Origin of the sequence: Pseudomonas sp. L7 (assembly GCF_046605565.1) — a bacterium.
Classification (GTDB): domain Bacteria; phylum Pseudomonadota; class Gammaproteobacteria; order Pseudomonadales; family Pseudomonadaceae; genus Aquipseudomonas; species Aquipseudomonas wayambapalatensis.
Map to the genome: position 1 here is coordinate 3,095,128 of NZ_CP176784.1, position 13,923 is coordinate 3,109,050.

Here is a 13,923-nt window from a genome sequence, read left to right on the forward strand (position 1 = left end):
ACCACATCTTCCTGCTGCGGCCGGTGATGCACCCGTGGCAGGCCAAATTTGCATAAACAACGCGGGCGTGGGTGCGGTGGGCAGTTTCGAGAAGACGCCACTCGAAGGGCTCTGCAGGCGTTTGCGCTAATCACTGCCAGAGTCTTATCAAGGCACCATGAGCGCCCGTCACCGGGTCTTGCTCAGGGTGCGGCACTCGGGCAATACGCGCCAGCGCCTGCTGGTGAGCGCCGGTTTCGGGTCGCTGGGTATCGTAATCTTCCTGCCCCTGGGGATAGGCGCCCACGACCAGGAATTCGTCGCTGGACGAGATGCAACGATGCCCTGTCCCTGCCGGCAAAACCAGAACATCGCCCGCCTTGACCGTCAGCGCCTGACCCGCTGCGCCGCCCAGCATGATCCGAGCCTGGCCGCGGGCAACGCCAAGCACCTCATGTGCATTGGGTGAAAATGGTGGTAATCGAAAATCCCGGCGCGCCACAGCGGGATCCACTGATGAGCGGCGAACAAGGTCTCGAACGCGCTGGCATTGTCATCCCCAGGCGCAAGTTTCAGCTGGTAGAGCAACACGGGCAAACGGCTATTGGGTGTCGCGCCATCGTCCTCGAATTGCAAGGCCTGGATGGGCTGGGCGCTACTGTCGATGGCAATCATGAGGGCATCCTGATCAGGCTGGTAATGTCCTTGAGAAGCCATACCCGTGCCGAGGTTCCTATGGGCTGACCACCTACAACCTGTTGAAACTTTACCCTCCGCGGCCCAGTCCAGACCCTATTGATCACAGATTGGGAGAAGACGATGACAACGACGGTAGGCGACTTCCTGGTCGAGCGCTTGTACCAGTGGGGCGTTCGACGCATCTTCGGCTACCCGGGGGACGGCATCAATGGCGTATTTGGTGCATTGAGCCGAGCCAACGGGAAGATTGAATTCATCCAGGCCCGCCATGAAGAGATGGCCGCATTCATGGCCAGCGCTCACGCCAAGTTCACCGGCGAGCTCGGTGTCTGCATCGCCACCTCCGGACCCGGCGCCTCGCACCTGCTGACCGGCCTCTACGATGCACGAATGGATCACCAACCGGTACTGGCCATCGTTGGGCAGCAAGCGCGTGCGGCGCTAGGCGGGCATTACCAGCAAGAGCTGGACCTGTTGTCGATGTTCAAGGATGTGGCCGGAGCCTTCGTACAGCAGGCCTCGACCCCGGAGCAAGTGCGGCACCTGCTCGATCGTGCAGTGCGTACCGCCGTCGGCGAACGTCGGGTCACCGCCATCATCCTGCCCAATGACTTACAGGACCTGCCCTATCAGGAGCCGGCGAGGGCACACGGCACGGTGCATTCGGGCATCGGCTACAGCAAGCCCAAGGTCGTGCCGTTCGACGCTGACCTGCAGCGGGCGGCCGAGGTGCTCAATGCCGGGAAAAAGGTGGCGATCCTGGTCGGTGCCGGCGCCTTGCAGGCCACCGAGCAGGTCATCGCTGTCGCCGAAAAGCTCGGCGCCGGCGTGGCCAAGGCACTACTGGGCAAGGCCGTGCTGCCTGATGATCTGCCCTGGGTCACCGGTGCCATCGGCCTGCTCGGTACGGAACCGAGCTACCAGTTGATGAATGAATGCGACACCTTGCTGATGATCGGCTCAGGCTTTCCCTATGCCGAGTTTCTGCCCAAGGAAGGTCAGGCCCGTGGCGTGCAGATCGACCTGCAACCGGACATGCTCAGCCTGCGCTATCCAATGGAAGTCAACCTGGTCGGCGATGCCAGCGAAACCCTGCAAGCGTTGCTGCCCTTGCTGCAGCACAAAAGCGAGCGGCGCTGGCGCGGCAAGGTTGAACGCTGGCGCACACAGTGGGACAAGACCCTGGAAAAGCGCGCGCTGGCCAAGGCCGACCCGATCAACCCGCAACGCGTGGTGTGTGAACTCTCCCCGCGCCTTCCGGACCACGCCATCGTCACCAGCGACTCTGGGTCGTGCGCCAACTGGTTCGCCCGCGACCTGAAGATCCGCCAAGGGATGCAGTGCTCATTATCCGGCGGCCTCGCCAGCATGGGCGCGGCGGTACCTTACGCCATCGCGGCGAAGTTCGCCCACCCTCAGCGCGCAGTGGTGGCGTTGGTGGGTGACGGTGCGATGCAGATGAACAACCTGGCCGAGCTCATCACCGTGGCCAAGTACTGGCGCCAGTGGGACAACCCGCAGTGGATCTGCGCGGTGTTCAACAACGAAGACCTCAACCAGGTGACCTGGGAACAACGGGTCATGGAAGGTGACCCCAAATTCGAGGCTTCGCAATCGATCCCGGACGTGCCCTATCATCTGTTCGCCATTTCCATTGGCCTGCAAGGCATCTATGTGGAGCGTGAAGAAGACATTGCCAGCGCCTGGGAGCGCGCCCTGGCAGCCGACCGACCGGTGTTGATCGAGTTCAAGACCGACCCGGACGTCCCGCCGTTGCCGCCGCACATCAAACTTGAGCAAGCGAAGAAGTTCGCCAGTGCGTTGCTTCACGGCGAGCCGAATCAGGGTGGTGTCATCGTCCAGACTGCCAAGCAAGTCTTCAGCTCAGTACTGCCGAGTAAAAAATAGACCTTTGCAGAGACCCGCGCTCAGAGAGATTGGCCATCGTCTTCAATGTCTTCCTCAGCCTCTGCAGCACCAGTGGCGTCAGCGTCATTCAAAGGCGGTGAAGTCGGTTTTTCTGGATCGTTGATGAACGGCACACCACTCGGGCCGTGCTCTTCAAGACCTTCGGTTTTTGGTTGCATAGCAAAGCCTCCCGGCAATGTTACTCATGTGCCTGTGAGGGGCGAAGGACGAGAAAAATTCAAAGAAAACGCCAGGCGGCAAACTACGACGCCACGCCAATCACGCCTGCGATTTATTCAATTGCTGCCCATTGGTCAGCTTGGCGCGATTCGAAGCATCGTCTTTGAACTTCGCACGTGATGGATGGCCTTCCCTTTCAGGTCCATCGTAAACGGAGAATTCACAATGAATGCGCAACTGAGCGGCAAACGCGTGGCTTTCCTGGTCACTGACGGGTTTGAACAGATAGAGCTCACCGGCCCACGTGAAGCCTTGGAAAAAACTGGCGCCGTGGTCGACATCCTGAGTGACAAGGAGGGGACGGTACGCGGCTGGAACCATGACAAGCCGGCAGACGAGTTTGCCGTGGATGCAACGTTCGACAGTGCCAACCTGGATCTCTATGACGCCATTGTGCTGCCGGGCGGCGTGCAGAATTCCGACACCATCCGGCTGATACCCGGTGCCCAGAAACTGGTGAAAAGCCACCATTCTGCAAGCAAGCCATTGGCGGTCATCTGTCATGGCGCCTGGCTGCTGGTGTCGACCGACCTGGTCCAAGGCAAGCGGATGACCAGCTACAAGACGCTGCAGGACGATATTCGCAACGCGGGCGGTGAATGGGTTGATGAAGAGGTAGTGGTGGATGGCAACCTGATCACCAGCCGCCAGCCGGACGATATCCCGGCATTCAACGAGCAACTGATCAAGATGCTGGCCGGTTGAGCCCTCTCTCAGCACACCCAACAAGGCAAGGAGCGCTGACACGATCAGCCTTGAAAATCCGTGGCACAACCGCAGGAGCTCTTCCCATGCGAGACTTCCCTACTCCGCCCTTTCCTTCGCAACCGCAAAGCGTCCCCGGCTCACAACGCAAGATGGAGCCCTATCCAGATTGTGGTGAGCACTCCTATATCGGCCACAACCGCCTGGAAGGCAAGATTGCGCTCATCACCGGTGCTGACAGTGGCATCGGGAGGGCAGTCGCCATCGCCTATGCACGCGAGGGTGCTGACATCGCCATCGCTTACCTCGACGAACATGAAGATGCGCAGGAAACTGCGCGCTGGGTCGAAGCAGCAGGCCGAAAATGTCTTCTGCTGCCCGGAGACTTGGCGCAGAAACAGCACTGCCATGACATCGTCGAGAAGACCGTCAAACAGTTCGGGCGCATCGATATCCTGGTCAACAACGCCGCCTTCCAGATGGCCCATGAAACCCTGGAGGAGATCAGCGATGACGAATGGGTGAAAACCTTCGATACCAACATCACTGCTATCTTCAGGATCTGCAAAGCAGCGTTACCCTCCATGCCCAAGGGTAGCTCGATCATCAACACGAGCTCGGTCAACTCCGACGACCCATCCCCAAGTTTGCTGGCCTACGCCACGACCAAGGGCGCCATTGCCAACTTCACGGCTGGTTTGGCTCAGCTACTAGGGAAGAAAGGGATTCGAGTCAACAGCGTTGCGCCTGGCCCCATCTGGACGCCTTTGATCCCGGCTACCATGCCCGACGAGGCCGTAAGAAACTTCGGCTCCAGCTACCCTATGGGGCGGCCAGGACAGCCGGTGGAGGTCGCTCCAATCTACGTGCTGCTCGGCTCCGACGAGGCGAGCTACATCAGTGGTTCACGGTACGCCGTTACTGGCGGGAAACCGATCCTCTGACGAAAAAGAGGCTCGCCAGAAGGCGAGCCTACTTCCTGATTCTCGGGATGAAATCAGCGTTGTGCTACCCCTCCTCACGTGCTGTTTTCTGCGCCGTGGACACCGATTGAGCTGAACCAATCACCGTTTGATTGCGTCCACCGCACAACAACGAGCGAGTCGATGTCTTATGGCAAGCGAACCGGTATTGACTGCCCTCAGCTATCTCAAAGACAACAAGTTGATCCTGACGACTGCAGAATCGTGCACGGCAGGTTGCATGGTCGCGCTTCTGGCGGCGGTGCCAGGCACCGGGGAGGTGCTGGAAAGTGGCTATGTGGTCTACTCCCCCAGCGCCAAGAAACGCTTGCTTGGCGTCAGCGCCGAAACCATCGAACGCTACGGCCTGACCAGCGAGCCAGTAGCCTGGGAAATGGCGCTGGGGGTCTTGAGAGACAGCGACGCCAATGTCGCGATCGCTACCACTGGCGTCGCGGGGCCCGCGCCTGAGTCTGGTGTGCCACCGGGCACCCTGTGCTTTGCCTGGGCTTTTGCCGGGGAGCCCACAGCCGTATTTACCCGTACCCAACGCTTCTTCGGTGAGCGGTCCGATGTCATGCGACAGGGAGCGTTGTTCGGGCTGACGCGACTTGCTCACTATCATCAACGCTGGCTTCGCGGCGAGCGCGCCTGAGGGCAAGGGATCATGCCGGAAGACGAGTGGGCGTCCAGACGCAATCCTGTTCAAGAAGACATGTCGATGCAGCAAGGCGTCTGGCGCTTCGAGCGCGTTGGCTGGTATGTACTGGTGGTCATCGTCCTGTTGGCCTGTTGCTGATTATTGGAGAGGCGACTCAACAGGCGCTGCTGGGTGAGGATTTTTCGTTCACCAACGCCATGCTGGTGATTGCTACGCTGATCGTCCTCGACGTAGGGCTGTCGTTGGCGAAGCTCAACTCCAAGCCCTTGGCGCGGCTTCTGGATGGGCACGCTACCCTGGTCGTCGAAAACGGGCGCTTTCTGCATCACCGAATGCGCCGCGCACGCCTCACGGAAGACGACATTCTTGAGTCGGCGCAGGATAGCCAGGGTATCGAAAACATCGAGCAGGTGAAGTTTGCCATCGTGGAGCGCAATGGCAAGATCTCGATCATTCCAGCCGATTAAAGCACCCATATCGCCTGGGCATGATCGATGCTGGGAACGGGCATCCTGTCACGATGGGACATCAACCACTCGCGCATACGCTCGGCATCGAAAATCTGCCCCTCTTCCATCATCATCAGAATGAGTGAATGGGACATCCGGTAACAACCACATCGGGAGCATCGCCGCTCCTCCCAGCCGCTGATGCATTCGACGGACTCAGCCTGCCCAGCGCAAATTAGACAACTCATGTCAGCCCCCTTTTGTTCTTGTTCAGTTGAGGGTGGGTGAAAGGATCTGGTGCATTCAATGTCTCTCGCATGGCATATGATTTCCATGCCACGCCTAAATTCCTTCTACTTGGCAACCCATCACAAGACCTTCCACCTGGCTGTTAATAGGGCAGCACTGGTCATCGCTGATCTGTGCGCGGATCGCTGATGCCACCCATCGTGAACGTTGAACCCCGCCGCTTCGCAATGACTCAACCCCAGGCAAGTTTTGTATTCTCAACCCGTGATGAGGCAACGCCATGAACGCTATCGATTTGCTGATTCAGGATCACAAGCTGGTGAAGAAGCTTCTTGAAGAACTGTCCACCACCACAGAGCGAGCCGTGAAAAAACGTGCCGAGCTACTGCAGAGAATCGAGCAGGAATTGCAGATTCACACCGCGCTCGAGGAGGAAATCCTCTACCCGGCCATCAAGCAAGCCGGGGGCAAGGAAGAAGCGAAGATGTATTACGAGGCCAAGGAGGAGCATCGCACTGTCGACTCCCTCGTCATCCCTGACCTTCTCGGCACCGACACCGATACCGTTGAGTTTGCCGGTCGGGTCAAGGTCATGAAAGAGCTGCTGGAGCATCACATCGAGGAAGAAGAAGGCGAACTCTTCCCGACCGCCAAAAAACTCCTTGGCAAAGACATGCTGGAACAGCTCGGGCAAACCATGGAAACCCAGAAAAAGTTGCTCAAGGGCGAGCAGCGGGCCGCCTGATGGGGCCATTCCCTGCCAGCCTGATGAAGCTGGCAGGGCATTTCTCATCGAGCTTGTGTCCCAGGAAGCAGTGGAAACAGCTCAGGCAGCAGGTTTGAGCGCCCCGAGCTGGCTTGCTCAGGCGCTGGGGGTGAGCTTGATGCCACCACAGCGCCCCCGAGTCAGCAGGTAATCCACCTGCCTGGCCCGATTGACCGCCACGCGGATTTCACAGCTGGCCGAGTTGACCACATCGCCCCAATACTCGGTATGCACCAGTTGGCCGTTCTGCGGACCGGTGTAGGTACCCAGCGCTTCACGCGATACGTAAGAGGTGTCGCGGCGATAGATCAGCACCACCCAGTCCTTCTCCGGTGCCAGCGCGATCTCGCTGGGTGTACCAAAGTGATCGACCGCCTGGGCCACCGGGCGGTTCTTCCAGTAACTGCGCGCCTGGGCTTCGGGCAGGGTCGGAATGGCGGAGCAACCGCCGAGCAGCAGTGCAGCGATGGTCAGCGAGAGCAGTGTTTTCATCGCACGACCTCTTTGGCAGGTGCATTCCTGGCGGGCATCTGGTCGAAGGCCTGATCGACCATCTTCAGGATGAGGTCCCTGCCATGCTCTCGGTTACGCAACTGGAACAGGCCTGGAGCGGTCGACACCATCTGGGTGGGCAGCATCTTGCCCATCGGAATCATGAACTTGGCCTGGCGCTGGCTTGGCTGGCAAAGGAAGTCACGGCTCTGCGCCAACCAGGTCTCGGGCTTCTTCTGCCACTGGGTGGAGACCTTCATCGGCCGGATATCGTTGTAGAACTTGTCGACGTTCTGCGCACCCTTGAGGCGCACACGATTCTTGGCGCAATCGACCTCGACGTCATAGGCGGTCATGGTCGGCTTGGCGCCCTCTTCGTAAAGCCTGAATACCCCAAGCGAACGGATACCGCCCGGGCGCTGGAAGATATTGGCAGGCTCGCCATCAACGACGAAGGCTTCGTTCTTGTACATGCCGCCTTGCTGGTGGATGAGCCAGTAGTCGCCGACCGAGGAAGGTTCGGCTTGTGCGGTAACTGCACCGCAGCAGAGCAATGCCGCAAGCCCTTGCTTGAGGGAAATGGTCATGACGCAACAGTCCTTGTCAGTGTTATCGCCCGGACCCAAAGCATCCGAGGAAGTAGGCATGGCAAGCTAGTTGCCTGACAGGGTTACGTCAAATCAAGTGTCGACGACTGTGAGCGGGAGCACACATGGTTGCGGCGTCAGCATGCCGCTAGCATCACCTCAAGAAGCCACGCAACCAAAGGCACAGATTCCCCCACGCCCGGCTCAGCCATCCGCCCTCGGGTACGGCATGCTGCCCGTAAGTACTGCAAGCGTGACCGGGGTCTGCAACCCAATTTCCACGCGACTGGTCATATCCTTCCAGACCTTGATGGAATCCAAATATCTCGACGCTTGCTCTACTTGCCACGACATTTATTAGGCTCTATCTCAAGCTGCCCGGTGCTAGTGTGGCTTCGCCAGTGGACATGGATAAGGGCCAAGCATCCCAAGGATCCGATGATGGCTACCAATGTCGTGATACCCGTGGACAATCCGAAGAAGTCGATCAAGTAGCCGGTGACCACTGGAATTGTTCCAGCTGGAATGTACCCACCCATATTGAAAATCGCATTGGCTTCAGCCCTCCGCTCGCTGCGGACATTGTCTGCGATAAGTGTGAGGCCACCCAATTGGCCTAGCCCTTGTCCTGCTCCGGCGAAGAGGGCTGAAGCAATCAGCCAGGACACAGAGTTCATTTCCATGGCGATCCAGACGCTACTCATCGATGCAATCGTGGCCGCTCCGCTAATGGTGAAGATCGTGCGATGGCCAAATCGTTTGGCTACGAACTGGACACCTACCGCGACAATGAACATGAAGAATGCCATGCAGCCGGTAATCAACGGGCTGCTCATTCCCATGAACGTGGCGATCAGCTTCGGGCCCAGGGAAAGGATGAACGAAGTAGATGTGAGGCCGGGCCCAAAGAAAGCGATGCCCAGCAGCACGACACCTACGCTCTCTTTCGGAACGGTTGGTAAGCGCGGCTTGAACGAACCAACCCCCAGCTTGCGGTTTTTTTGGCCTAAAAGGGCAAAAAACGCCAGGCAAAGAAGAGCGATCTCAATCTCAAAGACCGTGTGAATGGGAGTGGCGAAATACTGCGCGACGATGCCAGCCAGTAACGGCCCTGCACCTGCACCGGCAACCATCGCCACAGACGCCATCAACGAAGCAAAGTGCTTTCGGTGCGGTTGAGCGTGCTCAACGACGTTGGCCATACCTCCGGATACCACCAATCCAACAGATACACCGGTGAGGAAGCGAGCCGCCATGAGGGCACCAATGCTTTCGGCCTGGTGGAACAGGATAGCGCCGATGATTGCCAAGCCGATGCAGGGCAGCAGCAGAGCTTTGCGTCCGTAGTGGTCGGACAGCTGTCCTGCCACCGTCAGAGTGAACAACAGTCCGATGATGTAGCAGGCGAAAATCACGGCCAGGGTTCCAGATGTAAAGCCTAAGGTCTGCTGCCAGATGCTGTAGAGCGGAGTAGCGGCGTTGGAGAGGATAAAAATCGCGGTGACGATCCATGCTGTTCGATACACAGCGAGTGTCCCCTGTTGGGGTGTTGTGCTGTTCATGAGCGAGGTCTCTCTGATAACTGGTGCGGGCCAGATTAATCAGAGGACTGATGGACGCCCATTCGCTGGAGGCGCAAACGGGGTGTGAAAAAATTCACATTGATGTGGTTTTTGCCAAGCCTTCAATGAGGAAGTCGAGTACCACTCTGATCTTCGCTGAGTTTCGCAAGTCCTCGTGAAAAGCGAGCCAGATTGGAAGCTCAAGGGCAGGGATATCCTTGTCAGCTCTCACAAGCCCATACTCGGCAGCCAAGAAGTCCGGCAGGTAAACCACTCCCGCTCCCCCAACTGCTGCGAGTGCCTGGATCCGCAAGTCGTTGCTGGTCACCGAAAGCTCCCGACCATCGAGATGATCCATAAGCCATCTCTGCTGTGTTGACTCCACCATGCTTTGGTCATAGCCAATGAACTCGAAGTATTCAGGAGATCGCTTCGCCAAGTAGGCCTCGCTTGCACAAGGGTAAAAGCACAATGTTCCCAGGTTTTTGGCAACAACACTTCGCTCTTCAGGTCGATTGAAAGTGATCGCGATATCCGTTTCTTTTCTCGCCAAGGACGCAGTCGATTTTGCTCCCACCAACCTGATCTGAAGTCGAGGATGACGCTCACGTAGCTCCCCCAATCTGCGAGCTACCAGAGTGCCTAGGTAGGCAGGAGGCGCTGACAAAACGACCTCACCTTCCACTCGACACTCCTCGCCGTCGACAAAGCGTTCCAGCGCGAACGATGCCGACTCCATCAGCGCTGCATACTCGCCCACTCGGAGGCCGTCCTCGGTGAGTGCGTACATGCGCGCTCTCCGGTCGACAAGCTTCATGTTCAATGCGGTTTCGAGGGCAGAGATCCTTCTTGCAACCGTGGCATGCTCGACACCTAAAGACCGAGCTGCTGCTGCCAATGATCCTTCTCGAACGAAAGCAATAAAATATCGGAGGCTTTCCCAATCAAACATAGCGACTCAATAGATGGTTGATCAACAGTCATGAATGTATCAGCACCCACTCAACTAGGACAATGTCAAGGCTTGCAAAGCACAGGGCTGGCGATTTTCTAGGAAAACTCCGAACACGTTGCCCATCAGCCGGAAATGGATGGCTTAGGGATGCCGAAAAGGTGCTGACTTGATCGGAGAACCCCTAAAGTACAGCAGTGCATTTACGAACTCCTTGCCCACTCAATGTCAGTAACGCTTCAACTTCGCCCTCCGCCCATAAACTGTTCCCTTTTCCGTCGGAATATTTGGCCCCTGAAGCTGTGCGCTCTTCCTCCAGAGTGAAAAGTTTGCCACCGACGAAAACGTTTGCAGCGTCCTCTCCAATGAAGGTTACATCCACCTCCGTGCCTTCACATATGTAAGCGGCCTTATCTTGAGCCGCCAATGACGCACTAACGTCTTTTCGTTCATTGCCACTATCATTACAGGCAGACAGGGCCAAGCAGGCCATACTCGCACCGATCACTAAAGGAAGTTGTTTTAGCCACATACTACAGCGCCTCCAAAAACCGAGAGAACATCATCAATGTGTATATCATGCCCTCCAAAAGCCGCGCGAGCAGTTGAAGAGCACGTCAAGAACGATATATCTTCCGTCAGAACTCGTAACTTAATTTAAGCGTAGCGCCAGCACTGTTTCCGATCTTTTCTCCGAGGGTTTCTTTGAGCGCCAAACTCGCCTGTACACTTCCGTGACGCGCACGCACGGCCAAGCCTGCACTTAAAAGATCGCGAGACTGTTCGGCCGAGTTCTGTTTCACCTCAATGCCTTCAAGGGTAGCGGTGCTGCTTGCCCCTCGTGAACTCAAAGAACGATGGTAGCCAAGGTTAAGCTCAGGCTCGACTGACCAACTACCCATCGGTATGCCGCGCCCAATACTCAGTTCAACAGTAGCGAAGGTAGCGTCCTTACTCGCTTTATTCACGCCCAGCGCCAGCTCGCTGTTCTTTTCTCGCCTATCGCTCCATTGTGTATGTGTTGCCACCAACCCGATCCTGGGCTCGATACGCCAGTCTGCATACCGCTGCTGGTACCCAACGTTGATGCTCGCATGATAGAGCTGGCCATTGCTGTCCCCTTTTGCACTCGTGAACCCGGTCAGATCCCTTTTACTCTTAGCATCAAAATAACCGGCCCCGAGGATACCGCTCAGGTAGGGGCCTTGCTGCAGGCTGTCGAAAGCATGAATGAAACCAACAGAAAGCTGAGTGATATCAAATTCAACTTTTCCACCGGCGCTGCTCACGCGCCCTTTAGTCTGGGCTAGCGTAGCCCCACCTTGATTTTGCTCATCGATTTTTTGGATGATGCCAATTGCTATGCCGTCGCTTCGCTCTCTGCTGTTACTGGCACTCGAGCCGCCCTCATTGCGCTGTCCAGAGGTGAGGCCTTGCATCCACAATCGAGTCGTCTGGCCAGGAGAGACATTGGAAAGTTCGGAAGACATAGCATTGTTTACGGCGATAGGTTGCCGACTCAAGTACGCTAAACTGTCGGCATAGACCTGACCACCCGCGTTGCGAGGCAGATCGTCGAGATAGCCTCTCGATAAATTGCTTTGAAGCCATTCGTTATAAGCCCCCGCACGCAGTGCGATAGGTCGATCTCGCAACGCGTTTAGCGCACTTGCAGTTCTCGCCGTATTTCCTCTCAAGTCTTTTTGGCCGGGCAGCTCTGTCGATGCCAAGATCAAATCGACAGAGTGCTGGCGGAATCTCAGGTCATATCGCATGCCTCGCTCGGCGAGTCCCGGGGCTTGTTGCAAGCTATCGAAGCCACCGCCGTAACCTGCTCCTTGGCTCGCAACGATGAGCGGTTGTACGGTTCCAACGCTATGGGTAGGTCCAGCGGTGAGCTGAATTCGACCGCCGAGATTAGCGAATGCCGCTGGCCCTTCAAGGCGGATTGCCGCATGTTGGCTGTCTGTGGTCTTGAGGGTACTGGTAGTCGACAGTTCCAGCGAGCGAGTGAAGGATAGTGCGCTGACCTCCCGGTCGACTACGAGCGTACCCTCCAATCTGGTAGGTGCATTCACCTGGCCCCTGCCGCGCAATTCACCACTTTCAGCGACCGTCAGTCCTGGGCCCGTCAACGCGCCATTCACGACCAGCCGCCCACTGCGAACATGACTAGTTGTAGAGAACTGGTTGGTACCGTCAAGCGCCAACTCGCCCTGGTCTACGGTAACACCCGAAAAACGGTTGTTGCCTGCAAGGGTCAAAGTACCTGCACCGCTTTTGGTAAGTGTGCCACCAGACGTTATATCGTTATTCCAGACGTCACGACCACTCCAGCGAAGCGCGGTTGGGTTCATCGTCAAGGTTTGATCGCCAAAGAGCATCGCGGGCCCTTTGATTGCTTTTCCTAGGTTTAAAAGCCCCCAACCGAATTCGGTATCCACACCAGGATTGCCAAGATCCGAGGCCGTCGTCAGCAACGTCATTCTTACCTGCGCAATACTCAGATAAGGAAACCGCTCAGCAATCAATGCTGCGCTTGAACTCACTAGCGGGGTTGAAAAAGAGGTTCCACCACTCTCCTTATAAACATACTCGATATTACCATCTTCGTTCACGCTCGCGTCCACCACATACAGGTCGCCTGGAGCCGCCAAGCACCAGTCTCTTGAAACACCGCACTCATTTGAATAGTCCGTCAACCTTCCGTCTGCCCCAACTGCAACCACGCTCAGAAAGCCACTCTCCAGCTCTGGCCTATATCGAGGCAATGTCGCGAGCAACCCAGGTTGAACGTTACTTTCGTTACCTGCAGCGAATGTGAATAAGCGCCCACTTTTCACGCCACTTACGAGTTCGTCAATGAAGGGGTGCTTAGCGGCGGGGTCAATTCTTGAGTACGCCAGATCGACCGATTCGGGCGTCTCGCCAATAGGGTCATCATTATAACTATTGCTGATTATTCTAACCGAGGGTGCTTTCTGCTGAAGCGTGGACAGTGCGCCGTAAAAGTATTCCTCTTTTCCGGGCGTCAGCAAGGAGGATGGGAGTTCTACTGCATTGTCATCCGACTCATCCTCATCCTCGTCTTCATCCACTTCTCCCACCTCTGTTTGAAATAGTCGAGACTCAGGCGCAACGCCACCTACAAATGTGAACTCACCAAGGCTTTCTGTGCGCGATGCGATAATTCCACTAACACTCGCCCCATGACTTTCAATCGTGGGTAGTCCGGTTTTCTTGTCTGTACCGAACTTCGGAATTGAGAGATCCGAGTCAAACGCCATGTCATTGATGATTGTACGGTTGATCAGTGGTCGAATATCCAGCCCGAAAAAAGCAGGGTGCTGCGGAAGAAACCCGCGATCAATGACACCCACGTCGACTCCGCGACCGAACAGTTTTAGTTCGCGAGCAGCAGGTACGTCAACATAATCCTGCTCCCACCCACTAGAGTTATTCGCTGCATTTGCGTGACTCGATAATGCGGCCAGCAGGGGTGCCAGGGCGAGCTGTGTTAATGATTTTGCGTCGAGAGTGCATTTGTTCAAGGACGGCTTCACTGTACGTTCTCATTCAATAGGAAATCAAGTCAAGAGTAGGCGCCAGCATGACTTCCGAAAACGCCCACGCCTGGCTAGATAGTCTTGACCCTGCCAAGCTGAATACGGTGCCAGCGAGATTTCCGAAATACCGCTGCTTGTCGACATCC

At 56.7% G+C, this 13,923-nt stretch carries 13 protein-coding genes and 1 pseudogene; 6 read left to right on the top strand and 8 right to left on the bottom strand.

The window, feature by feature from the left end; translation table 11 throughout:
- Nucleotides 1-130: 130 nt before the first annotated feature.
- A pseudogene (locus ACK3BK_RS13925) lies at nucleotides 131-654 on the bottom strand (cupin domain-containing protein).
- A 144-nt stretch (nucleotides 655-798) separates the two neighbouring features.
- Here ACK3BK_RS13925 and ACK3BK_RS13930 point away from each other — a divergent pair.
- Nucleotides 799-2,586, top strand: coding sequence for a thiamine pyrophosphate-requiring protein (locus tag ACK3BK_RS13930; RefSeq protein ID WP_411382640.1), 1,788 nt, complete (start codon nucleotides 799-801; stop codon nucleotides 2,584-2,586).
- A 20-nt stretch (nucleotides 2,587-2,606) separates the two neighbouring features.
- On the opposite strand, the gene ACK3BK_RS13935 is transcribed toward ACK3BK_RS13930, so the two are convergent.
- Nucleotides 2,607-2,765 carry a hypothetical protein gene (locus ACK3BK_RS13935; protein WP_172964773.1) on the bottom strand — a complete coding sequence of 53 codons (159 nt, stop codon included), beginning with the start codon at nucleotides 2,763-2,765 and terminating at the stop codon, nucleotides 2,607-2,609.
- 226 nt (nucleotides 2,766-2,991) lie between these two features.
- Here ACK3BK_RS13935 and ACK3BK_RS13940 point away from each other — a divergent pair, with 226 nt between their 5' ends.
- From ACK3BK_RS13940 to ACK3BK_RS13960, 5 genes are all read left to right on the top strand, one after another.
- Nucleotides 2,992-3,531, top strand: coding sequence for a type 1 glutamine amidotransferase domain-containing protein (locus ACK3BK_RS13940; RefSeq protein WP_411382641.1), 540 nt, complete (start codon nucleotides 2,992-2,994; stop codon nucleotides 3,529-3,531).
- Nucleotides 3,532-3,617: 86 nt separating this feature from the next.
- On the top strand, nucleotides 3,618-4,475 hold the full coding sequence (locus ACK3BK_RS13945) for an SDR family oxidoreductase (RefSeq protein ID WP_411382642.1): 858 nt from the start codon (nucleotides 3,618-3,620) through the stop codon (nucleotides 4,473-4,475).
- Nucleotides 4,476-4,644: 169 nt separating this feature from the next.
- A complete protein-coding gene (locus ACK3BK_RS13950; protein WP_411382643.1) occupies nucleotides 4,645-5,148 on the top strand; it encodes a CinA family protein in 504 nt (167 codons plus the stop codon).
- An 80-nt stretch (nucleotides 5,149-5,228) separates the two neighbouring features.
- Nucleotides 5,229-5,621, top strand: coding sequence for a DUF421 domain-containing protein (locus tag ACK3BK_RS13955; protein WP_411384475.1), 393 nt, complete (start codon nucleotides 5,229-5,231; stop codon nucleotides 5,619-5,621).
- Nucleotides 5,622-6,132: 511 nt separating this feature from the next.
- Nucleotides 6,133-6,597, top strand: a complete 465-nt coding sequence (locus ACK3BK_RS13960; protein WP_411382644.1) for a hemerythrin domain-containing protein — start codon at nucleotides 6,133-6,135, stop codon at nucleotides 6,595-6,597.
- A gap of 117 nt (nucleotides 6,598-6,714) precedes the next feature.
- Here the strand turns inward: ACK3BK_RS13960 and ACK3BK_RS13965 are convergent, their stop codons facing one another.
- The 6 genes from ACK3BK_RS13965 to ACK3BK_RS13990 form a co-directional block, all read right to left on the bottom strand.
- Nucleotides 6,715-7,110 (bottom strand): hypothetical protein, encoded by a 396-nt coding sequence (locus tag ACK3BK_RS13965; RefSeq protein WP_065863565.1) that lies wholly within the window; start codon nucleotides 7,108-7,110, stop codon nucleotides 6,715-6,717.
- Complete coding sequence (locus ACK3BK_RS13970; RefSeq protein WP_411382645.1) at nucleotides 7,107-7,697, bottom strand: hypothetical protein; 591 nt, start codon at nucleotides 7,695-7,697, stop codon at nucleotides 7,107-7,109. Before ACK3BK_RS13970 ends, ACK3BK_RS13965 begins: the two co-directional genes overlap by 4 nt.
- A gap of 338 nt (nucleotides 7,698-8,035) precedes the next feature.
- Nucleotides 8,036-9,259 (bottom strand): MFS transporter, encoded by a 1,224-nt coding sequence (locus tag ACK3BK_RS13975; RefSeq protein ID WP_411382646.1) that lies wholly within the window; start codon nucleotides 9,257-9,259, stop codon nucleotides 8,036-8,038.
- A gap of 94 nt (nucleotides 9,260-9,353) precedes the next feature.
- Nucleotides 9,354-10,211, bottom strand: coding sequence for a LysR family transcriptional regulator (locus ACK3BK_RS13980; protein WP_186720465.1), 858 nt, complete (start codon nucleotides 10,209-10,211; stop codon nucleotides 9,354-9,356).
- Nucleotides 10,212-10,395: 184 nt separating this feature from the next.
- Nucleotides 10,396-10,743, bottom strand: a complete 348-nt coding sequence (locus ACK3BK_RS13985) for an MliC family protein (RefSeq protein WP_186720466.1) — start codon at nucleotides 10,741-10,743, stop codon at nucleotides 10,396-10,398.
- A gap of 106 nt (nucleotides 10,744-10,849) precedes the next feature.
- Nucleotides 10,850-13,774, bottom strand: coding sequence for a S8 family serine peptidase (locus ACK3BK_RS13990; protein ID WP_411382647.1), 2,925 nt, complete (start codon nucleotides 13,772-13,774; stop codon nucleotides 10,850-10,852).
- Nucleotides 13,775-13,923 lie beyond the last annotated feature (149 nt).